This window comes from Moorena sp. SIO3H5, from assembly GCF_010692395.1.
GTDB lineage: Bacteria > Cyanobacteriota > Cyanobacteriia > Cyanobacteriales > Coleofasciculaceae > Moorena.
The window spans coordinates 1-22,297 of record NZ_JAAHHS010000094.1 but is presented as its reverse complement, the minus strand read 5'-3'; the positions used below and the strand labels follow the sequence as shown (position 1 = coordinate 22,297).

Below are 22,297 nucleotides of genomic sequence, written 5' to 3'. Positions count from 1 at the left end.
TTACCTCAGCCAAGGGCATCAAATCATACCGTACAATCCGTCCCGTTCCCTCTTTAACAGGTGCTGCACCCACCAACTCCAATAAAATCCCCAAGGATTCCCCACGAGTCTTGATCGCATCCAATCCCCATAGCATTACCGCAACAGTTTCCGGATACTCCTGATGTTCCTCAAGATGCTGGGCAATAATTTTCCTGGCCACCTCCCTGCCCCGTTCATAAGCTGCCGGAGAGGGCATCCGATAAGGATCCAAAGCGTGAATATTCCGTCCTGTTGGCAAAACCCCAGGACCATCCCGCAACAAATCCCCCCCAGGAGCTGGAGGAATATACTCCCCATTCAACCCCCGCAACAAATTGCTCAACTCTTCCCCAGTCTGCATCAACAACTCACCAATCCGTAACGCCTCCTCAACCTTCTCATCCTCGACCTGTTCACGTGCTTCTGGTGTTTGGGATTCAAATTCTCCATCGACAATGGCTTTAACCATTGCTTCCGAGACATCTTCCCCAAAATAAGCCCGCAGATAAGACTCTAACTGTTCCGAATCAGGCACTTGACCTAGAGTGTGCAGCCCAGAGGAAAACAATCGTTGTTCCAGCACTAGCAGGTAATCGTACAACTTGACAAGATAGCGATTGAAGGAATCAGCACTAAACATCTGGGCATTCTCTGGACTGAAAGCAATTCCCAAACCCTTAGCATCCTCAAAGGGACAATCGGTATCTAACCCACTATCGACAATCTTTTTACAAATTGCTTCTTTCAAGGCATAATTCTTTTCAGGGTCCTCCCGATACTCCGAGATTAAATCCCGTAGCACGACCAACTCCTTATATAAACCAGCCCGACCATAAGGGGGTACATTATGGGAAACCAAAACCCCATAACCGCGACGCTTGGCTAACATTGACTCTGAAGGATTATTGGCAGCATAGATATATAGATTCGGGATATTTCCTAGCAAAATATCCGACCAAGAATACCCCGTATTCCCCAGAGGCGAGCCAGGCAACCATTCCACGGTGCCATGCATGCCAAAATGCACCACCGCATGGGCATCAAAATCATTCTGTAACCACTTATAAAAGGCCGTATACTGGGGATGTGGGGTCAAGTCTCGCTCAAACATCAGCCGCATCGGGTCTCCAGAAATACCAAGGGGTGGTTGTACCCCAATCCAGACATTTCCTAACTCAATCCCACCAATCTCGAACTCATCCCCATTGGTTTTGATTCCTGTACCAGTCAAGGATTGCCATTGTTTCTCAATACGGGTAGTTAGCAAGTAGCCTAGCCATTCTTGTAGGGTTTTAACGTTAACTGTGGTTGCTGGTTGCTGGTTGCTAGTTGCTGGTTGCTGGTTAGAACATTCACCATTCAAGCTGTCACTATTCAAGCTGTCACCATTCAATCCTTCGTCTGCTGCTTTCACCCAGCGGATTAGTTCTTCTCCATCTTCTGGTAATTCGCCAACAGTGTAACCTTGTTCCTTTAGAGCGTGGAGGAATTTAAGAAGCGATCGCGGTACATTCAATAAGGCTGCTGTTCCTGTTGCTCCATACCCAGGAGGGAAACCATAGAGAATAATCGCAATTCGTCTTTGGTCTGGTGGGGTTTGTCTGAGTTGAATCCAACGCTTGACCCGTCCAGTCAGTCGTTTAACTCGTTCGGGAATCAGATAAATATTTTCTCCGACTAAACCACCTAGGGGTACAGTATCAATCGCTCCATCCAATTCCGGCAATCCATATAAAACGACACTTTGCAACCCCCCAATGCCTTGTCTTGTCCAAGAGTAAATATCTTGAATCAGTAGGGGTGCAGCAATACAATAAGGGACATTCTTAGCAGTGAGAATACGTTTAGCTACAGCCACTTGTCTTCCTGCCTCCATAGAACCAGCTGGACCCCCTACCAACGGGAAACCGATGGTAGACACAATGGCATCAACTTCTACAGCGTCTTTAGACAGGGAAGGAGTTTCTACGTTATCCAGTTGCCGCTGTTGGGTTTCATAAGCAGATGTCATCCAATCCCGCACGGCTACATGACCTTCTACACCATTGATAAAGATGGGTAAAGGAGTTAATCCAGCTTCCTCAAAGTAGCGAATTAACTGGGGAATATAAGGTTGTTTTGTAACTACGTGTTTGCGATAAAGCAGAATACCAACAACAGGGTTTTCTCTAAGGTTGTGTTGAGAAGCTAGTGGGCTGGTAGGGCTTTTCCCACTAAGGTTTAATTGTTTAACGTTTAAGCTTTTGTACCATTCTAGGTATTGTCGTGGGGATTCAAAATACCCGTCGTAGTCCGGATGGAGTAGCCCCATGTTTGGAGTTTCCACTGGTGGCGGAATTTCTCCGACTTTCAGCTCTAAGTATTTCTCTGCCAGGGTCCAGAACATAGATGCCACATTGTCTGAGCCACCAGCATTCCAGTAACCGTAGATAATTAGCCAATTGCGCAAGTCTTGGACTTTTCTAGCAGGAATATATTTCAGCAGCTTCGGACCAATTTTCAAAAAACTGATATAACCGGCTAAGCGGTCTTCTTCTCGTCCGTTGCTGAATTTGTCGAGGATGAATTTAACTGGCTTGGGCATGCCCTTGGGTTTATCCCCAATTTTGAACTGACCAATTTGAGTCAGGCTGATCAGTTCTAGAGCTGACTCGAATACCAAGCGGATGGGGATGTGTTGGATGCGATCGCGTAACCATAACACTTGGTCATAATCGAATAGTAGACTACCGAAGAAGACTTGGGCATCTTCGAGGGCAGCCTCTACAGTATCAGGGTTGGCAGTGATTTCGCGATCGCTAAATACTCTAATATCCAGTTCCGGACAGCGGGAGCTAGCTAACTCAGCAGCTTTGCGATACAAGTCAGCGTTGAAGGATTCAAATCCTGCTATCAGTACAATGCGTTTCATGGAACCCGCTCGAAATAATTCTTTACACTTTGATCATATTTGATCATAATCGTACTGATCGGCTAACACTCCCAGTGGCCTTGGGTAAGTCGTGCCATGATTGAGAAGAATTATTAATTAGACTTTAGCGCAGTTGTCAGTAACTTCGGACAAGAAAACTTTAGACAAGGAAAAAATACTCGACGATAAAAGTATGAGAACTTAATATCAATCATCTTGCCAGTATCATGGAAAATTCCCTAATTTTTCTACAGTTGTCAAAAAATTGGTCATAATCAAAGAGAAAAGTCAGGTAATCATTTAGAGGTTAGAGGTGCTGAAGATGAGGATTTTACTAGTAGAAGATGATGAGCGGATTACCGACGCCCTGGCTGAAGACCTCACCGACCAGCATTATGTCGTGGATGTTGCCAATGATGGTCAAGTGGGTAGGGAACTAGTAGAGAACTTCAGCTATGATTTAATTTTGTTAGATGTGATGCTGCCAAAGATTGATGGTATTACCCTTTGCCGCAAGTTGCGCTCCCAAGGCGACTCTACTCCCATTCTAATGCTGACGGCTCGGGATACCATCAGTGATAAAATTGTAGGACTGGATGCTGGTGCAGATGATTATCTAATAAAACCCTTTGATTTAGGAGAGTTGTCCGCTAGGATTCGGGCCTTACTGCGCCGGGGAAATACTACCTTACCACCTGTACTGGAATGGGATTCCCTTCGCCTTGACCCCAGTACTTGTGAAGTCTTCTATAAAGACAACCTCTTGTCCCTAAGTCCAAAAGAGTATGCTCTGCTAGAATTTTTCCTGCGCCATCCTCGCCGTGTGTTTAGCCGTGCTCAAATCCTGGAAAACCTCTGGTCCTTTGAACGACTACCAGAAGAAGCAACCGTTAAAGCTCATATCCGAGGTTTACGACAGAAACTCGACGCAGCAGGAGCTCCCTCTGATTTGATTGAGACAGTCTATGGTTTGGGTTATCGTCTGAAAGAAAATCCCTAATCTAACTATTCAGTTGTTACTGTTTAAGGTTGCAGGTTAGCAGGTTGGTAGGTTGGCAGGTTGAATGTTGACAGGTTGAATGTTGGCAGGTTGAATGTTGGCAGGTTGAATGTTGGCAAGTTAACGGCGTTCGTGAAGCAACGAATGATATCAAGTATAGTTGGGTCAGTTAGAAATTCCCAATTACTAATTATTAATTACTAATTACCAGATGTTTAAAGGTCTGCGCTGGCGTCTTCTGTTATATTACCTGATGGTAATGGCGGCAATTTTGAGTGTATTTGGTGCGGGCGTCTATGTTTTTTTAACACAGAGTCTGTACCAGCAACTTGACAAAAAACTACGGACTTTAGCCCAATCCGCCGCTCCATCATTTACTGAAGTAGAAGTGAAAGGTAGTCAATACATTGAACAAGTTGATGAAGTCCCCTGGCGAGATATTTTTAACCGAGACCAACAAAGCCTAGAATGGTTTGATGCTAACGGTAAACTATTGGCAAGGCGAGGTGTGATTGTGTTGACTTTCCCGCCAAAACTTGGTTCCAAGACTCTACAACTCCCCGAGACATCAAAGCCAATTAGAACCTTTACAATTTCTGTCTTTAAAGACACCTCGAAACCAAGCCAGCCATCCCTAGAGGGCTATATTCGAGCCAGTCAATCCACAGAGGATGTAGAAATCGTTCAAAGCCAACTATTTTGGGGATTAGGAATGGGAGGAATGATCGCTCTAGGGTTTGTTGGTATTGGTGGACTTTGGCTGACCCAGAAAGCTCTTGAGCCCATTGAGCAAAGTTTTAAACAGCTTAAACAGTTTACTGCTGATGCCTCCCATGAATTGCGCAGTCCTCTAACAGCAATTAAAGCCTCTGTTGATGTGATGCGAAATCATCCTGAGCGAATTCATCCCAAGGATGCTAAGAAGTTAGTGGCTATTGCTAGCGCTACAGACCAGATGAGCCACTTAGCAGAAGACTTACTATTTTTAGCTCGTACTGATGCTGCTTTGTCAATTCCGACCCGAAAGTCAGTCCCAATTTCCCTCAACACAGTTTTGCAGAATCTAGTGGAATTGTTAGAATCATATGCTCAAGATAAGCAGATTACCTTGGAATATCACTGCCTTACAACAGTTTCTGTAATTGGGGATGAAGGGCAACTGACCCGTTTATTTTCCAACTTGCTAGAAAATGCCCTGCAATACACACCCCCTCAAGGCAAAGTGGTTCTTACCGTTGCTAAACAGAATCGCTGTGCCCTGGTCATAATTCAGGATACTGGCATTGGTATTGCTCCTGAACATCAGCCGTTTGTGTTTGATCGCTTCTGGCGTGCGGATAAAGCTCGTTCTCGCCGCGAGAGGGGTACGGGATTGGGACTTGCGATCGCTCAAGCAATCACTCACAATCATGGGGGAAAAATCACCCTTACGTCTCAGGTTGGGGTTGGTAGCTGCTTTCAGATACGTTTACCCCTGGTTTAGGAAAATAGCTTCTAGGTTGGGATTTTGTTGTCTGATTATTATACCATTATCCTAATCCCTAATCCCTACTCCCTACTCCCTACTCCCTAATTTCTAACTTCCTTACCGAGTTTTTTACTTTTGGGTAATAATCTCAAACTATGAAGCCGTTTAGTTGGAAAGCGTCAACTATACCTAGCATTCAGGAGAGATGATCTAAATGAAAACTCGCATTAAGTTGCTAACAGGTATTCTGGGATTAGGTGCTCTGATCAGTTTCCCGGCAATAGCGAAAGAAAAAACAGAAAACTCAGTTAAAGATGCTCTCAATGGTGCAACTGAGTCTATGACTGAGTCTATGTTAGAAAGCGCCCCCGATTCCTTGAGCAAACCCCTTCAAGAAGGTGAAAAGGTAGAAATTCCAGCTACTACGGAGGCTGAATCTACAACCAGTAACCTAGTAGAGCAAGCTGCGAGCAATGATCAATTTCAAACCCTTGTCAAAGCAATTGAGGCAGCAGGCTTAACAGAAACCTTAGCAGGTGAAGGACCCTACACGGTTTTTGCTCCCACCGATGATGCTTTTGCTGCACTGCCAGCAAATACTTTAGACAGTCTACTACTACCAGAAAACAAAGATGTACTGATAAAGCTGCTAAAGTATCATGTTATAAGTGGTGCAGTTGATAGCAGTCAAATCCAGTCGGGAGAAATTATCACTATGGCTGGAAAGTCGGTAACAGTAAAAGTGGGTGAAGAAGGTAATGTTAGTGTCAACAATGCCCAGGTAACTCAAGCAGATATTAAAGCTGATAACGGCATTATTCATGTTGTTGACCATGTAATTCTGCCCTCAAGATCTCATGCTCAATCGGAACCAGCACCAACAGAAGCCATGCCAAATTCAGATTTAGAAAATTCAGCTGAATAAGTTTGGTGTTTGTGGGATATCCCGTTCGTTTGACTACTTATTAGTTAGGTTTATTAGATAATTTTACACTGTAAAATTTTACTGAATACTTAAGACTTAAGATATCGCAATTTACCTAAATATCAAGTGATTAACCGGACTCGATTGGAGTAAATACAAGGATAGAATAAGGAGAAATCAAAGATGAATAAGTTGATGCCAATTTTACTAGGTGGAGTAATTCTGTTTGGTGCTGCTGCTTGCGATGAAGCTAAAACAAGTGATGAAGCTTCTTACTCTATAGATCAAAACGATGAAGAACTAGTCACCTTACGGTCTGAAGGAAACCAAGGGGATGCTATGCTCCAAGGAACCGAAGAGGAAATCGAGTCGAACCTTGGAACTACTCAAGAGCAAAATCAAGCCTTGGGTAACTTAGAAAACTTTGATGAAGATCAGCAACTAGCCAGTTTAGTACTTAATAATTTGGCAACCAATCTCCCCAATAGCCAGTTAGAAGTTGAAGCGGCAGAGGGAATTGTGACTATCTCAGGAAAAGTCTTGTCTGATGATCAATTGAGTCAGATTGCACCTTTGGCAATCCAGGTTGAAGGTGTTCAGAGCGTGGATGTTCAAGCTACTGTCAAAGAGCCAAACAGCTGATCGCTGATTTGGTCAAGTACCACTCTGTTGTTGCCAATGTTACCTAATTGATGTAATTATCTAATCCATAGAGAGGAGTTAGTCGCCTATTGCTTTTGCCATAGTACTAGGCGACTTTTGTTGTTGAGTGTGCCTCGGCTTTCATTCATCCTCTAGCCGTCCTATTTGAGTTGTGAAACAGCGGAAGAGCGGGAAGATAGGGAATATGGTTAACAGGAGAAAGAGGTGCAGGAGGCGGAAAATTCTTAGGTGCGCTCTTACCATTAAGAATTAAATTCGCGCTTTGGTGCGCGCACCTTTCGGGCTTTGCCGACGCGGGACGCGAACGGGCGCGCATCTGAAGAATAATATCCCCTGTTCTTGTCAATAAATTAATTGCCATGGCTATACCTAGCAATTGATTCTGATTGCAGCAAGGGGAACAATACTGATAAAAAGATTAAGATTGGCTGGGATTATCGGTGTATAGGTATCTATAGCAATCTCTTATGATTCCTCAACAGTGATAGTTTGCACTCAAACTGACGAACTAACGGACCATTGTTTACCTAGGACGATTGCTATATTTGTGTGCAGCTAAAGGGGATAGGATTGTTGATAAAGTCCCCAAATTCCCGGATCAGGTGCAACTTAGTTATAATGATCAAGTCAATCCCTGTTGAAAGCATAACCGCCCAGCAGATCATTGATACCTGTCTTAGCATGAACAGTCTTGGTATCAATCAAGGTACCAGTGGTAATGTCAGTGTCAGGGTTAGAGACAGTATCGGTGAGGCAATAGCAATCACTCCCAGTGGACTAGACTACGAAGACCTAACTCCTGAGAAACTCTGCAAAATTTACTTCGGCAAAGACAAAGAACCTGTTTTTGCTGAGAATAATCGTTATTTACCCAGCAGTGAATGGCGATTTCACTATGACATACTGTTGAATCGAACTGATGTCAATGCTATTGTCCATACTCATAGCATCCATGCTACAGCATTGGCTTGTATGGGTATAGCTATACCCAGCTTTCATTATATGGTGGCTAGGACAGGTGGGAGCAGTATAAAGGTAGCTGAGTATGCTACCTTTGGCACTCAAGAACTTAGCAACAATGCCCTAAAAGCATTAGAAAATTCCCTTGCCTGTTTGTTAAAAAATCATGGTATGATTGCCTGTGGTAAAGATTTAAGCCACGCTCTGAAAGTCGCCCAAGAGCTAGAAACCTTGGCTCAAATGTATATCAAAATCCTCAGCGTTAACAAGATTTATGGAGAACCTCAATTATTGAGTGATGAAGAAATGCAGATAGTTATAGAAAAGTTTAAAACCTATGGAGTTCAGCCAAACATTGGTAATGGGTGATTGGATAGTAATATTTTATAGAATTTATCAAATAGTTTAGGTACACAAGCTTAGGATTTTAGGGAATAGGAAGTAGGGAACAGGGAACAGGTAAAAAATAAGTGTGTACAACCTCATTAATATCAGAACCCCTATAGATACTAGCATAGGGATAATTAGGGGTGCTATAGTTAAAGTGTTAAGAAAATTAAGCAAAAATTTAAATTTAGTTAACACTAGTCAATAAAATATTAATAAAAAATATAGTTTTAGTTAAATTTTCAGTTTACAATCCACCCTTAGAATTGAGAATGTCATAAAAAATCAACTTAACGACAGAAGACGATTATGGTCACTGCCCCTACACCAAAGACAACACCACAGCCAACGGTCAAAATCGGCCCAACTCAGCTGCTGATTAATAACGAATGGGTAGAGAGCACCTCTGGGAAACGATTCGAGACGATTAACCCTGCTACAGGAGAGGTGATCTGTGATGTGGCTGAGGCTGATGCCCCAGACGTTGATAAAGCAGTAGTGGCGGCTAGGACAGCCTTTACCAGTGGAGAATGGCCGAAAATGTCTGCCACCCAGCGGGGGGAGTTACTCTACAAGCTAGCTGACTTAATCGAAGCAAACAAGGAAGAAATAGCACGGCTGGAAACCCTAGACAATGGGAAGCCCTATCGTGATTCCTTTAATGCAGATGTGTCTCTAGTCATTGCTTGCTATCGGTACTATGCTGGCTGGGCAGATAAGATTCAAGGCAAAACAATTCCCATTAGCGGACCCTACTTCTGCTACACGCGCCATGAACCTGTGGGAGTGGTTGGTCAGATTATTCCTTGGAACTTTCCACTGTTGATGCAAGCTTGGAAGTTAGGCCCAGCATTGGCAGCTGGTAACACCGTGGTAATGAAAACGGCGGAACAGACTCCTTTATCAGCGTTGCGGATCGGTGAACTGATTATCGAAGCAGGTTTCCCTCCTGGTGTGGTGAATCTTCTCTCAGGCTATGGACCAACCGCTGGGGCTGCGATTTCACATCATATGGATATCGATAAAGTTGCCTTTACCGGCTCGACTGAGGTAGGGCATCTAATTATGGAAGCTGCTGCTAAGAGTAACCTCAAGCGGGTCACTCTAGAACTTGGTGGTAAGAGTCCTAACATTGTCTTTGCTGATGCTGACATGGATAAAAGCATTGAGGGCGCTCACTTTGCCCTGTTCTTTAACCAAGGACAGTGCTGTTGTGCTGGTTCCCGGCTGTTTGTGGAAGAGAAGTGCTATGACGAGTTTGTAGACAAGTGTGTGAAACGGGCGCAAAATCGCACAGTTGGTGACCCGTTTGATGCCAAGACAGAACAGGGTCCCCAAGTGGATCTCGAACAGTTCAATAAGGTGATGAGCTATATTGAGTATGGTCAGCAAGAAGGAGCTCAGATGTTGTGTGGTGGTGGCCGAGTTGGCGATCGCGGTTACTTCATCGAACCGACAGTGTTTGTTGATGTCCAAGATCAAATGAAGATTGCCCAAGAAGAAATCTTTGGACCAGTGATGAGCATTATTAAGTTCAAAGATATTGATGAAGTGATTAAGCGGGCAAATGATACCATGTATGGCTTAGCCGCAGCTGTATGGACACAAGATATTACTAAAGCTCATGCGATCGCAAACAATGTCCGTGCTGGTACTGTCTGGGTGAACTGCTACGATGTGTTTGATGCCGCTGCTCCCTTCGGTGGTTTCAAGCAGTCTGGCATTGGTCGTGAACTTGGGGAGTATGGCTTGCAGCAATACACTGAGGTCAAGACAGTTACCGTTAAATTGTAGGATTGTAGCAATCTCAAAGCCTGGGTTTTACTATCAACAACCTGAAAGGCTACAGCAAAAGAAGGCTACAGCTAGTTAGTTGGTAATTTGGGACAAGGTAATGGGTAATGGGGAATTGTCAGCCAATTTCCTATTACCCATTACTTTATGCTGTGTTCAAAGTTGAACTTAAAGTTCAGATTAAAGTTCAGAACAATTGCTTATTATAGCATCTCCCGATAATTACCCTTTAATATAAATATCCCTATCTCCCCATCTCCCTATCTCCCCATCTCCCCATCAATTTTATTGATTATGGCTAGTTAACCAGACTTGATATTATACTCGGACAATAATTTAAAGTCCTATGATGTTATTCCTTAACGTTTCTTGATCCGGATCAATTTAGAAAAAAACAAGTGTTCAGTGTGAGTTTTCCATTTAGCAGCAGTTTATTAAATTTTGTGAAGCACCGCTTACATAGACTAACATAGAAGAGAATTGGATAAAAGGGCTAATTATAGAGATTGAGAAGGTATCATGAAATACGGAATTGATATTGGTCACAACTTGCGTGCTGATTCAGGAGCTCAAGGTATCAGAGTAGAAGATGAAATGAATAGGGACGTGGGAACGAGAGTCATTTCCAAATTGAGAGACTTGGGACATCAGGTAGTTGAATGCAAGCCTAAGAGTGCGAGTACTTTGGGCAGCTCACTGCGGCAACGGTGCAATATAGCCAATGCTAATCGAGTTGATCAGTTTGTTTCAATTCATTTTAATGGGTTTAATGGTCAAGCTAATGGAACAGAAGTATTTGCGATTAGTGATACTGCCAAAAAAATTGCCCAGCCAGTTTTAGAAAAAATAGTCGAGTTGGGTTACTTCAATAGAAAGGTTAAAAATGGCTCTCATTTATATGTCCTCCGATATACCAATATGCCAGCAATTCTGATCGAAATCTGCTTTTGTGATTCGAAGAAAGATATGGAACTCTACGATCCAGAAGCATTGGCTAATGCAATTGTGAAAGGATTAACAGGAGAAGAACCACCAACTACTAAATCTTCCTCTGACGATAATGTGCTGGAATTACAAAAATCTCTCAATCGCTTAAAAATTAAAAGTCCTGCTGGTCAGCCATTAGTAGAAGATGGAGCTCTTGGTGAGGCGACTATCGCAGCAATAAAAACATTTCAAGCTATTGTAGGAATTAACCAAACTGGTATTGGTGACTCGACGACATGGCAGACTATTAATCAGATTCTTGAGCAACCCATACTTAGACCTAATCATGCTGCAGGTACCACGGTAAAATATCTCCAACGTCGGGTGGGAACTCAGGCAGATGGTATCTTTGGTTCAGGCACCGCAAGTGCTGTGAGCAGATTTCAGGAACAAAAGGGTTTAACGGCTGATGGTATTGTTGGACCACAAACTTGGAGTAAATTGATTGACTAGCAAAGCTTTGAGCGAAGTTTAGTATTCGACCAGCAGTTGCCATTAATCTCACCCCATCGGGGAGCGTGAGATTAATGGCGGACAGGAATTATATTATAATAATTAGATTAGCTCAAGGTAATAACGAATATTACTGATTACTAGTATAGTTTTCCGTTAACAGGATAAGATAGTCTAATGCTCCATATAATCGGGACAATTTATCAATCGTAAAATTTTCGATATTTTGCGTAAAAATGTCCCTTTGTAATCGTCCAAATTGCCATAGATTACCATCAGTAACTATGCCGTAAACAGGACGTTGAACATCTTGATTTATTTTTTGGGAAGCTACTAATTCAGCAAGGCATTGCCCCCAACCTTGTTGAAAATCATTTTTCTTCGCTTCAATAAGCGATGCAGCGCGGTCTTGGGGGTTTCCACGGGGCTTACAAGGTGCGGACGCAGGTTCCGCACACAGCCCCTCCCCATGAGCGACTGCATCAAGAATAATAACTAATGGTTTTTCTAAAACCGTTTTTCCTAATTCTGATTTTGTCGAAAATATGTAGTCAGGAGTCCCTGACAAAAGTTGGTCATAGAATATGCTTTTTTGAATCCAGAAAGCATAGGTTTGATAGTATTTTTTATAGAGTTCTCGCAATAATGGAGAAATGATGATTTCACTCCGGGAAGCGTCCAAACTGAATACATCTATCGTTTTTTTATAAAACTCTAGGTCTTTCAAGAAAGTTTCAGGTAGGTCAGTGTCTTGAGAAACTATAAACGTTCCCTCTTCGTATTTAATTTGATAGTGTTTCTGTACATCAGCAATAGTTTTAAAGTCACTGAATGCCATAGTTAATCAGTCTCCTGATCTGGTCTAATTATATTTTAGACATCACACTATCTTGTTATGATATTGGAAGAGATGTGCAGCGTAGCCTAAGAGACTGTTGATAAAGTAAATTATAAGGTACATCTTAAAAAAGCGATTAGTCGTTGACTGTCATAGCACTTACCAACTATAAAGGGCTACGCTACGCGAACGCTCTTAATCAGAAAAAATGAGTATAAATACTTAATCAACGACGAAAAGCAAGACAGGTGCGGACGCAAGTGACCCAAGCAGACCCAAAACCACTCTGTATTGCATCAAGACAGGGTGCCCATAGGCCATAAGCTGATAACTGTTCGCGTAGCGTGCGCGTAGCGCTTAAGCTGATAACTGTTCGCGTAGCGTGCGCGTAGCGCTTAAGCTGATAACTGTTCGCGTAGCGTGCGCGTAGCGCTTAAGCTGATAACTGATAGCTAATAGCTAAAAAATCAACTTATGAAAAAATCGATATTAAAAGAAAACCGAAAGTATACATTTAGTGACTATTTTGCGATGACCAATCCCACTGAGGAAATTGTTGGTGAGTTTGGTTACTCCTTCGGCATTGAAGTAATTGACCTCCCTAAGTCTACCAACTATGACCTAGATATCATTGAACAACTCAACCATACCTACTACACCATTATTCCCAAAATAAGCATTACCTCGGAAATTGCCAAACGGGAATTTCTGATTGCCCCACTAATCCTAGAAATTGCCAAGCTGCTCCCAGTTAAAGTCAATGTTGAGTATCCCCTAGACATTAACGATCAGCTAGGGGGAGCCCTAGACTACTTATTAAAAAGTCACCAAAATCTGATTATTATAGAAGCAAAAAATAAAGATATTGATGGTGGTTTCAACCAGTTAGCAGCCGAACTAATTGCTTTAGATAAGTATGAAGAGAACGAATCTATTGAAATTCTTTATGGTGCTGTGACTCTAGGGGATATTTGGAAATTTGGAACCCTTGATAGGAAACGGAAGCACATTGCCAAAACTATTCAAAGTCAGACTATTCCTAGGGATACAGAAGAGATATTCTCCATTTTGATTGGAATACTAAGCTTAAAACCAGAGCAGACTTCAACTAAGCTGTAATCTATAATCTATAATCTATAATTTATAACCTGCAACCTATGGTCAATCGGGAGTAACCGGTCATGATTATTGTCATTGACAACTACGACAGCTTTACCTACAACTTAGTACAGTACCTAGGAGAATTGGGTACCCAATTACCTGTAGCATCAGAGATTCAGGTCTATCGTAATGATAAAATAAATATAGAAACAATTCGCCAGCTCAACCCAGATGGGGTAGTGATTTCTCCAGGACCAGGACGTCCTGAAGACGCTGGCATATCAAAAGATATTTACAGCAATTTGGGTTCAAATCTACCCATTTTAGGGGTTTGTTTAGGTCATCAAGCCTTAGGTCAGGTATTTGGCGGGAAAATTGTTTCGGCATCAGTATTGATGCATGGCAAAACCTCAGAGATTCATCACAGTGGGGTTGGGGTTTTTCGGGGATTACCCAATCCTTTCACAGCGACTCGATACCATAGCTTAGTTATTGACCGTAGCAGCTTTCCTGATGTCTTGGAAATCACGGCTTGGGTAGATGATGGCACAATTATGGGAGTTAGGCATCGGAACTATACACACATAGAAGGCGTCCAATTTCATCCAGAGAGTATTTTGACCTCTTCTGGTAAGCAACTTCTAAAAAACTTCTTAGAATCGCTGCCAGCATCTGCTACTCTCTCTATATCTCCCTGAACATAAACTTGTTTCCAACAAACCATGAAACGGCGACAGTTGATGCGCTATGTGAGTGCCGGTGTACTCACAACTCTTTCAACCGGCTTAGCTTCTGGACTCAGTTCTTACCAAGCACAGCCATCACGCAATGTATTGACAGTAAAGTGGCTTGGTCATACCTGCTTTTTATTTACTGGGGGTGGTGTGCGAGTTTTAGTCAACCCATTCCAAACCATTGGGTGTACGGCTAGATATAACTCACCAAAAGTAGAAGCAGATTTAGTCCTAATCAGTAGCCTACTACTAGATGAAGGAGCAGCGGAAGGCATACCGGGGAGTCCCCGGCTCCTCTTTGAACCGGGTATTTTTCAAGCAAATGGGCTAAAATTCGAGGGAATTAGTATTCCTCACGACCGAGTCGGTGGACGTCGGTTTGGTAATAATGTTGCTTGGAAATGGACTCAAAACGGTATCAATATTCTACATATGGGAGGAGCAGCAGCCCCTCTAGATATTGAGCAGAAAATTCTGATCGGCCGTCCTGATTTAGCGTTAATTCCAGTGGGAGGGGGACCGAAAGCCTACAACCCTCAAGAAGCTAAACAGGCATTTGATTTCCTTAAGGCAAAGATCATGATTCCTACTCATTTCCGAACCAAGGGGGCTGATGCCGAACAGTGTGATATTTTACCAGTGGAGGAGTTCTTAACATTGATGAAGGACACACCCATACGCCGTGCCAAAAACGATACTATTAGGATTAGCTCAGGGGATTTATCCCAGGATGGGTCAGTGATTCAACTAATGAGTTACAACTACAACTTCTAAATGCGCTTGCCTAGCCCCTTACCCAGACTGCAGCCGCCTTTCTGGACTGGTGGAGTGGCGGTTGTAGGCATGATTTTCTGGATTGAAACCCTACGCCAGTTTGGGTTTGTTGTTCCAACTCCCTTTATACTTCTTTTCTTTGCTGTTGCCCTAACTGCCAGTATCGACGGATTACTTGCTGGAGTTACCAGTGCAACAGTATGGGCAATTTACCTGATCTATGCCTCTGCTGTTCACTTTGGTCCACCGAGTTTAACCGGGGGTTCAGTAGAGGTGAGTTTGGGGATTCTAGTTGTGGTCTTACTGGCTGTGCGGCTCGGCTGGATAAAAGACCAGAATCAGAAGCTGATCCAAAAGTTACGAAAAGCCAGCCTTGAGCTAGAACTACGGATTGAACAACGCACTGCTGAGCTGTTAACTGCTAATTCTAGACTCGCCAAAGAGATTCGCGGACGGATTCTAGCTCAAGAAGCCCTCGGAAAAAACGAATTAGCATTACAGTTAAGCGAAAATCGACTCGAAAGTATTTTGAGTTCCCTCCAGGATGTGGTTTGGTCCGTGCGCCCCCAAACCTCCACACTGCTTTACTTAAACTCCGCTGTTAATAATCTTTATGGTTATAGCATATCCGATTTTTCAGGTAACTCAAATCTTTGGCTAGAGGTAATCCACCCAGAAGACCGAGAACGAGTTCAGCAGAAGCGAAATTTTCTCAACAATAAATCATTGCCGTTGTCACCCCAATCACTCCTGGCAATTGACGGTCAAGACTTAGAATATCGAATCGTGCGGTCTGATGGGCAGGTGCGCTGGATTCGTGATCACGTCGAAATTCACACCGATGACCATGGCTACCCCATACGCATTGATGGTATTGTCACTGACATTACCAAAGCCAAGCAAGTCGAGGAAGCAATGGCCGCGAGTGAGCGGAAATTTCACGCCATCTTTGACCAGACCAGCCAATTTACATGGCTGCTGCAACCAGATGGTACCTTGCTCAAAGCCAACCAAACCGCCCTTGACTTTAGCGGATTAACTCAGTCAGAGATTGTGGGTAAACCTTTTTGGCAAATCCCATGGTGGACACAGTCTACTCAAACTGAGAATCGTTTAAAAGATGCGATCGCTCAAGCAGCCACCGGTGAGTTTGTCCGTTATCAAGGGTCGGTCCTAGGGTTACAGGGTCAAGTGATCACAATGGATTTTTCCGTGAAACCATTGCGGGATGAAAACGGAAATGTAGTGTTGTTAATCCCAGAAGGTCGAGATATTAGCGATCGCATCAGAGCAGAAGCAGCAACTCTAGAGGCTCAAAACAAGGACATACTTCTTAAAGAGATTCACCATCGGGTCAAGAACAATTTACAAATTGTCTCAGGACTCCTTTACCTCCAGTCCCGATATATAGATGATCAAAGTATCCTAGATATCCTCTGTCAAAGCCGTAATCGTCTCCAAGTCATGGCCTTAATCCATGAGAAACTTTATGGCTCTAAGAATCTGAGTCAGATTGACTTCCAAGATTATATTCAATCCCTGACTAAGGACTTATTAGGATCTTACGCCTGTACTAATAATCCCCCTACGATTAAGGTTAATTTCGTTCAGACATTTCTGGACATCGACAGGGCCATTACCTGTGGTTTAATTATTAATGAGTTAGTCTCCAATGCCCTGAAACATGCTTTTCCAGAAGAAGATGGCGGTAACATTATTGTTGACTTTAAGTGCTGTGAGGATAACAATTTTGAACTGATCGTCAGTGACAATGGTCTTGGCATCCGAGAAGGTATAGATTTAGATAACCCCAAGACCCTGGGTCTACGCTTAGTCCATACCCTAGCCACTAAGCAACTCAAAGGTGAAGTTGAGTTAGATACAAGTCATGGTGTTATGTTTAAAATTAACTTTCACTAAAGTTTAAATTTGTTTAAACAAGCTTAAAGCATTAGTAAATTTTTAAAGACTCATCTCGATTTGTGATATAGAACTATCAGGTTATGATGCAGTTAACTAAACGGCAGCACAGAACCAATGCAAAAGTTATTAAGTAGGGAGAACAAACTGGCTTGCTTCAAGGTTAAGACAAGGGACAACCCACGGTAACTTTAAAAGCAATTCCATAACTAGGAAATGTCACAAATAAACATCTTAGTGGTTGAAGATGAAGCGATCACAGCTGAAGTTATTGCTGAACAGCTCATACAGTTGGGATACACCGTAACCGATAGCGTCACCTCTGGGACGGGCGCTATCAGCAGCACTGCCAATAACCAGCCTGATTTAGTCCTGATGGATATTACCTTAGATCCAAATGATATAGATGGCATAACTGCTGCTCAGCGCATCCGAGAGCAATTCCAGATTCCAGTAGTCTATTTGACAGCCCACTCTGATGAGACTACCCTAGCCCGAGCTAAGATGACAGCACCGTTCGGGTATCTGATCAAACCATTTAACGAACGGGAATTGCGGGTAGCGATTGAAACTGCCCTCTATCGGCACCAGCTGGAAAAAGAGTTAGTCAAACAGCAGAATTTGTTAGCAACAATACTCAGCTCCACTAATGATGCTGTGATCGCTACCAATGAAACAGGGGCAATCACCTACATCAACGGAGCAGCTGCAACCCTCACTGGCTGGACAGTAGCAGAATCTTCTGGGCAAAGCATTACAGATGTGATTCAAATTGTAGACGAACTCACTAATGCCCCACTCCAGAACCCAGTCATGGAAGTGATTCAGGAAGAAAGGGTCATTTTTAGGGATCAGGGCATAGGTTTGATTGCCAAAGACGGTAGCAAGATCGCGGTGGGAAATAGTGCTTCCCCCATTACAGAAGAAGATGGTACCATAAATGGTGTAGTTCTTGTGCTGTGGAATATCAGTAAACAGCAAAAACCTGAATTATTGGCAGTAGAAAGAGACAAATTGCCAGCCAAAGCTGGCGCTAGCATACAAGCTGAAGCTCAAGCGGGTCAAATATTGTCTGCAGTACAAGAACTAGGGGCACTGAAATCTGACCTAATCGCTAGGATTTCCCATGAGTTTCGCACTCCCCTATCGATTATCTTAACTGCTGCTGAACTGCTGCAAAAATACGGGTCTAAGTTGTCACCGCACAAACAAGAAAGAAACTTGTATCGGATTCAATCATCAGTGATGCGAATGACTCGAATTATGGAAGATGTTCTGACCTTAAGCAAGGCTGAATCCGGTCAACTCCAGCTTAACTGTGTACCCGTAGATGTGCTTGAATTCTGCCATAGTTTAGTGGAAGAGCAGCAAATTCTTGTGGGAAAGCGCTACAATATACAGTTTTTCCCTCAGGATTCCCCTGGCCTAGTGGAGCTGGATGAACAAATCCTACGGCAAATTTTGAGCAATTTGCTGACCTTAGCAACTCATTACTCCTTGAAGGGTAGTATGATTGCTTTGGAAATGTTTTGTGAAGATCACCAAATTGTGTTTCAGGTAAAAGACCAAGGCAGTGGAATTGTGCCCGAAAGTCAGGGGCAATTATTTGAAGCGTTATTCCGAGCTAGTAATATTGGTTCTATGTCTTCTTCAGGAATGGGGTTAGGCATGATCCGCAAGTTTGTGGATTTGCATCGTGGTCAAATTACCTTAACTAGTCAAGTCGGAGTCGGTACAACCTATACGGTAAAATTGCCATTAACCGGTTCTATATAGGTGGGCTTAGGCTAAAAAGAAATATAGCGAACAACTAACCAATAACTAAATGATTCCACAAATCGAATATAAAGAGCGTCGTGAACAGTTGATGAGTAAGATTGGCAACGGGACCGCTATCTTTCGGAGCGCCCCCGTTGCCGTTATGCATAATGATGTGGAATACAATTTCCGACAGGACAGCGATTTTTTTTACTTGACAGGTTTCAATGAACCACAGGCCGTAATTGTACTAGCGCCCCATCACGAAGAACACCGATTTGTTCTGTTTGTGCAACCGAAAGAACCAGAGAAAGAAGTCTGGACAGGCTATCGGACAGGTGTGGAAGCAGCAAAAGAACTATTTGGTGCCGATGAGACCTATCCGATTACTGAGTTGGATGAGAAGTTACCTCAGTATTTAGAAAAAGCCGATCGAATTTATTACCACTTGGGACGGGATAAGCGTTTCAATGATACCATCCTGAAACACTGGCAAAGGTTGATGAGACTTTATCCCAAAAATGGAACCGGACCGATGGCCCTCGAATCCACTAACTTAATTCTGTATGGGATGCGCCGGGTTAAGAGTACTACGGAATTGAAGTTGATGGGTCAAGCTGTGGAAATTTCTGTGGATGCCCATAACCATGCTATGGCATTTACTCAACCTGGACGTTATGAATATGAAGTTCAGGCAGAGCTAGAACATGATTTTCGGCGACGAGGTGCCATCGGTCCGGCTTACCCGAGTATAGTAGCATCTGGCGCGAATAGCTGCGTATTACACTATACCGAGAACAATCGACAGATGCAAGAGGGGGATTTACTACTGATTGATGCTGGTTGTTGTTATGGGTATTATAACGCTGATATTACTCGGACATTTCCAGTGGGTGGTAAGTTTACCCCAGAGCAGAAAATTCTGTATGAGCTGGTATTGAAGGCACAGTTGAATGCGATCGCACAAGTTAAACCAGGGAATCCCTATAATCAATTTCATGACACCGCTGTGAAAATCCTGGTGGAAGGGTTAATCGATTTGGGACTCCTGGCCGGTGATAGTGAGGAAATTATTAAAGAGGAGAAATATAAACATCTATATATGCACCGCACCGGTCACTGGCTGGGATTGGATGTCCATGACAGTGGAGGCTACAAACAGGGGGAAAACTGGCAGATTTTTCAGCCCGGTAATGTCGTAACCGTGGAACCAGGACTTTATATTGGTCCTGATACTGAGCCTGTGGAAGGTCAGCCAGCTATTGACCAGCGGTGGCGCGGGATTGGGATTCGGATTGAGGATGATGTGTTAGTGACTGAGTCAGGGAATGAAGTCTTGACTGCTGGTGTACCGAAATCCGTAGAGGAGCTAGAGAGTTAAGCTATTGTTCATCTACAGCAAGATATCAGCCCGTGGGTGGTGCGTTGAAGAATGAAGAATTAATTCTTCATTCTTCATTCAAAACGTCTTTGCGGTATGGGTTAGTGGATCAAACTCAAAGCGCTGGTCGTAGTTGGTTTCTCCGTAAATATTAAAGGTAATTGTTGGTTCATCTCCCATTGCTTCCACACTATGGATTGCATCAGAGGGAAAACTAATAATATCTCCAGGGAATAGGATTTTTTCTCCTACTTGTTCGATGCGATCGCAAAAATCTGGGTCATCAGTACGCCGCCAAAAGGTGTTTTTTTCTTGCCCACTGATCACGGCCACTACTCCCCATGTACCATGATTGTGAATGGGAGACACTCTTCCCGGTAGCCAGACTACATTTTGGACCGTTAATGGATAATTTATTTCATCATAAAGCATTTGCACCGACCAGCCTGGGTCAGGGTTAGGTTCAAGATATTCACCCTGTAGCCAGTAGGAACTAGTGAGTAAGCGACGTACCAAAGGACGAATGGCTTGGAGCAGTTGGCGCTCATCGTTAATCTGATCGAGAGTATCCTCTAGGTCAGTCAGAAACCGATAGAGTCGATAGGGTTTCGTTGACCATTCCCAGTCACTAGGTATCTCACAGGGTTCACAGTTGCCTTGATTCGTCACCAACCAATCACTACTTTCCATAAAGTTACCCTAAGCAAGGTTTTGGATAGATGTTTTATAACCATTCAGCTTAAGCGCTACGCGCACGCTACGCGAACAGGTTTTAGGTTTTAGGTTTTAGGTTTTAGGTTTTAGGTTTCAGTTCAATCATTGCTGGTCATTTCTCAGCTATTCCTAAGTTATCTCTCAGTTGTAATTCAGTTTAAACCAATTCAGTCTAAGCCAATTCAATTATCACTCAGGTACAATGCAGATAAAAATTAACCTTCATTAAAGCAAAGGAGGGAAGTGCAATGAAAATTAAGTATATTGCTACTATCGCTGCTGCCTCAATTGTCACTCTAGGACTAGTAACATCCTGTGGTGGTACCGCAACTAATACTACTCCTGGTGAAAGTACTACAGAGCAAGGCAATCCTTGTGCTGGTAAAAAGAATCCTTGTGCAAGTAAAAAGAATCCTTGTGCCGGTAAATCCAATCCTTGTGCAAGTAAAAAGAATCCTTGTGCCGGTAAATAAGCTTCCTTAACCATGTCCACCGATGATCACTCGCAGCTAAGATGCCCTGATCATCGGTGGAGCGAACACCTAATGCTTTTGGTGTGATGGTAGCTTAGCATTTCCGTTGGCATACTACCTGGGCATACTACCTGGGCATACTAGCAGATTACTTAATTGCTGCCTCGCGCTATGTCTGTGCCAGCCGCCTTTCCCTTTACATGTAGGGCTTCTATGGAATCTGATCCTAAATAACTTTGATCATAAGTATGACAGGTTGTCATGTATGTGACAACCTGTCATATAATTGAACCGTTGACAGTCATGGTTCAATTTTTTTTTATGAAAAACATAGCATTGAAAAAGCTACTATCACTGCTTGTGGTAACGGTCTGTATATTAACCTTTACCTATGGTTGCGCTGGCGACACTACAGCTACTGTTCCTCCAGAAAGCACACCTGCCCCAGCTGCTGAAGTTGCCCAAGAGGTAGAATCCCCAGCCGAAACCACTGAGGTGGCTGAAGAAGAAGCCGCCCCAGCCGAAGCTACTGAGGTGGCAGAAGAAGAACCAGCCCCAGCCGAAGCCACTGAGGTCGCTGGAGCACTTGAGCCTGCTGCCGCAGCTGGTGCAGAAACTTACACTGTAAAAATGGGTACAAACAATGGGCAACTAAAATTTGAACCAAATGTTCTTACCATCAAAGCTGGTGAGACCGTCAAGTGGGTGATGAACAAAATTGGTCCTCATAATGTTATTGTTGATGGCTATCCATCTCTGAGTCATAAAAACATGTTGATGGCTGCGGGTTCTTCCTATGAATCTACCTTTGATGAGCCTGGTACATACTCCTACTACTGTGCCCCCCACCGTGGTGCTGGCATGGGAGGCACAATCATTGTTGAAGCTGCATCATAGTAGCGCTAGGACTAGGGCGTGTTTTCAAACTATAACCACAAAAGAATGCAGGCGATCGTAATCATGGCTGTATAATTGGCAGCAAGTTTTTCATACCGGGTAGCGATACGTCTCCATTGCTTGAGTCGATTGATAGCC

General features: G+C 43.3%; 18 protein-coding genes and 1 pseudogene. 15 read left to right on the top strand and 4 right to left on the bottom strand.

Annotated features, from left to right (window positions below; translation table 11 throughout):
- Positions 1-2,932: magnesium chelatase subunit H (bchH, locus tag F6K52_RS13170; RefSeq protein ID WP_293078147.1), on the bottom strand; the 2,932-nt coding region annotated here is incomplete at its 3' end.
- Positions 2,933-3,254: 322 nt separating this feature from the next.
- On the opposite strand from bchH, the gene F6K52_RS13165 reads away from it, so the two are divergent.
- The 7 genes from F6K52_RS13165 to F6K52_RS13135 all read left to right on the top strand — a co-directional run bounded on the left by F6K52_RS13165 (position 3,255) and on the right by F6K52_RS13135 (position 11,569).
- A complete protein-coding gene (locus F6K52_RS13165) occupies positions 3,255-3,932 on the top strand; it encodes a response regulator transcription factor (RefSeq protein ID WP_293078145.1) in 678 nt (225 codons plus the stop codon).
- Between the two features lie 211 nt (positions 3,933-4,143).
- The gene (locus tag F6K52_RS13160; protein WP_293078143.1) at positions 4,144-5,415 is read left to right on the top strand and encodes a HAMP domain-containing sensor histidine kinase; all 1,272 of its coding nucleotides are present in this window, start codon (positions 4,144-4,146) and stop codon (positions 5,413-5,415) included.
- 199 nt (positions 5,416-5,614) lie between these two features.
- Positions 5,615-6,325, top strand: coding sequence for a fasciclin domain-containing protein (locus tag F6K52_RS13155; RefSeq protein ID WP_293078141.1), 711 nt, complete (start codon positions 5,615-5,617; stop codon positions 6,323-6,325).
- A 183-nt stretch (positions 6,326-6,508) separates the two neighbouring features.
- The gene (locus F6K52_RS13150; RefSeq protein WP_293078139.1) at positions 6,509-6,967 is read left to right on the top strand and encodes a BON domain-containing protein; all 459 of its coding nucleotides are present in this window, start codon (positions 6,509-6,511) and stop codon (positions 6,965-6,967) included.
- Positions 6,968-7,606: 639 nt separating this feature from the next.
- Positions 7,607-8,317, top strand: coding sequence for a class II aldolase/adducin family protein (locus F6K52_RS13145; RefSeq protein ID WP_293078137.1), 711 nt, complete (start codon positions 7,607-7,609; stop codon positions 8,315-8,317).
- Between the two features lie 327 nt (positions 8,318-8,644).
- On the top strand, positions 8,645-10,129 hold the full coding sequence (locus F6K52_RS13140) for an aldehyde dehydrogenase family protein (protein ID WP_293078135.1): 1,485 nt from the start codon (positions 8,645-8,647) through the stop codon (positions 10,127-10,129).
- 519 nt (positions 10,130-10,648) lie between these two features.
- On the top strand, positions 10,649-11,569 hold the full coding sequence (locus F6K52_RS13135) for an N-acetylmuramoyl-L-alanine amidase (protein ID WP_293078133.1): 921 nt from the start codon (positions 10,649-10,651) through the stop codon (positions 11,567-11,569).
- Positions 11,570-11,699: 130 nt separating this feature from the next.
- Here the strand turns inward: F6K52_RS13135 and F6K52_RS13130 are convergent, their stop codons facing one another.
- Complete coding sequence (locus F6K52_RS13130; RefSeq protein WP_293078131.1) at positions 11,700-12,407, bottom strand: hypothetical protein; 708 nt, start codon at positions 12,405-12,407, stop codon at positions 11,700-11,702.
- A gap of 474 nt (positions 12,408-12,881) precedes the next feature.
- Between F6K52_RS13130 and F6K52_RS13125 the strand changes: the two genes are divergently transcribed.
- The 6 genes from F6K52_RS13125 (at position 12,882) to F6K52_RS13100 (ending at position 20,075) form a co-directional block, all read left to right on the top strand.
- Positions 12,882-13,526, top strand: coding sequence for a hypothetical protein (locus tag F6K52_RS13125; protein ID WP_293078128.1), 645 nt, complete (start codon positions 12,882-12,884; stop codon positions 13,524-13,526).
- 62 nt (positions 13,527-13,588) lie between these two features.
- Complete coding sequence (locus tag F6K52_RS13120) at positions 13,589-14,206, top strand: aminodeoxychorismate/anthranilate synthase component II (protein ID WP_293078126.1); 618 nt, start codon at positions 13,589-13,591, stop codon at positions 14,204-14,206.
- Positions 14,207-14,230: 24 nt separating this feature from the next.
- Entirely contained in the window at positions 14,231-15,016 is a 786-nt protein-coding gene (locus tag F6K52_RS13115) for an MBL fold metallo-hydrolase (protein WP_293078124.1), read from the top strand.
- Positions 15,017-16,936, top strand: coding sequence for a PAS domain S-box protein (locus F6K52_RS13110; protein ID WP_293078122.1), 1,920 nt, complete (start codon positions 15,017-15,019; stop codon positions 16,934-16,936).
- 216 nt (positions 16,937-17,152) lie between these two features.
- Positions 17,153-18,712 carry a response regulator gene (locus tag F6K52_RS13105; RefSeq protein ID WP_293078120.1) on the top strand — a complete coding sequence of 520 codons (1,560 nt, stop codon included), beginning with the start codon at positions 17,153-17,155 and terminating at the stop codon, positions 18,710-18,712.
- Positions 18,713-18,761: 49 nt separating this feature from the next.
- A complete protein-coding gene (locus F6K52_RS13100; protein ID WP_293078118.1) occupies positions 18,762-20,075 on the top strand; it encodes an aminopeptidase P N-terminal domain-containing protein in 1,314 nt (437 codons plus the stop codon).
- Between the two features lie 78 nt (positions 20,076-20,153).
- Here F6K52_RS13100 and F6K52_RS13095 read toward each other — a convergent pair whose 3' ends face one another.
- A complete protein-coding gene (locus F6K52_RS13095; RefSeq protein WP_293078116.1) occupies positions 20,154-20,765 on the bottom strand; it encodes a cupin in 612 nt (203 codons plus the stop codon).
- 272 nt (positions 20,766-21,037) lie between these two features.
- On the opposite strand from F6K52_RS13095, the gene F6K52_RS13090 reads away from it, so the two are divergent.
- Both F6K52_RS13090 and petE read left to right on the top strand, forming a co-directional pair.
- The gene (locus F6K52_RS13090) at positions 21,038-21,262 is read left to right on the top strand and encodes a hypothetical protein (protein WP_293078114.1); all 225 of its coding nucleotides are present in this window, start codon (positions 21,038-21,040) and stop codon (positions 21,260-21,262) included.
- Positions 21,263-21,598: 336 nt separating this feature from the next.
- Entirely contained in the window at positions 21,599-22,159 is a 561-nt protein-coding gene (gene petE, locus F6K52_RS13085; protein ID WP_293078112.1) for a plastocyanin, read from the top strand.
- 29 nt (positions 22,160-22,188) lie between these two features.
- Here the strand turns inward: petE and F6K52_RS13080 are convergent.
- Positions 22,189-22,297, bottom strand: a pseudogene (locus F6K52_RS13080) (IS5/IS1182 family transposase); the annotation flags it as partial.

Coding starts and splice junctions, on each gene's coding strand:
- F6K52_RS13165 (WP_293078145.1), top strand. CDS start 3,255: ATGAGGATTTTACTAGTAGAAGATGATGAGCGGATTACCGACGCCCTG.
- F6K52_RS13160 (WP_293078143.1), top strand. CDS start 4,144: ATGTTTAAAGGTCTGCGCTGGCGTCTTCTGTTATATTACCTGATGGTA.
- F6K52_RS13155 (WP_293078141.1), top strand. CDS start 5,615: ATGAAAACTCGCATTAAGTTGCTAACAGGTATTCTGGGATTAGGTGCT.
- F6K52_RS13150 (WP_293078139.1), top strand. CDS start 6,509: ATGAATAAGTTGATGCCAATTTTACTAGGTGGAGTAATTCTGTTTGGT.
- F6K52_RS13145 (WP_293078137.1), top strand. CDS start 7,607: ATGATCAAGTCAATCCCTGTTGAAAGCATAACCGCCCAGCAGATCATT.
- F6K52_RS13140 (WP_293078135.1), top strand. CDS start 8,645: ATGGTCACTGCCCCTACACCAAAGACAACACCACAGCCAACGGTCAAA.
- F6K52_RS13135 (WP_293078133.1), top strand. CDS start 10,649: ATGAAATACGGAATTGATATTGGTCACAACTTGCGTGCTGATTCAGGA.
- F6K52_RS13130 (WP_293078131.1), bottom strand. CDS start 12,407: ATGGCATTCAGTGACTTTAAAACTATTGCTGATGTACAGAAACACTAT.
- F6K52_RS13125 (WP_293078128.1), top strand. CDS start 12,882: ATGAAAAAATCGATATTAAAAGAAAACCGAAAGTATACATTTAGTGAC.
- F6K52_RS13120 (WP_293078126.1), top strand. CDS start 13,589: ATGATTATTGTCATTGACAACTACGACAGCTTTACCTACAACTTAGTA.
- F6K52_RS13115 (WP_293078124.1), top strand. CDS start 14,231: ATGAAACGGCGACAGTTGATGCGCTATGTGAGTGCCGGTGTACTCACA.
- F6K52_RS13110 (WP_293078122.1), top strand. CDS start 15,017: ATGCGCTTGCCTAGCCCCTTACCCAGACTGCAGCCGCCTTTCTGGACT.
- F6K52_RS13105 (WP_293078120.1), top strand. CDS start 17,153: ATGTCACAAATAAACATCTTAGTGGTTGAAGATGAAGCGATCACAGCT.
- F6K52_RS13100 (WP_293078118.1), top strand. CDS start 18,762: ATGATTCCACAAATCGAATATAAAGAGCGTCGTGAACAGTTGATGAGT.
- F6K52_RS13095 (WP_293078116.1), bottom strand. CDS start 20,765: ATGGAAAGTAGTGATTGGTTGGTGACGAATCAAGGCAACTGTGAACCC.
- F6K52_RS13090 (WP_293078114.1), top strand. CDS start 21,038: ATGAAAATTAAGTATATTGCTACTATCGCTGCTGCCTCAATTGTCACT.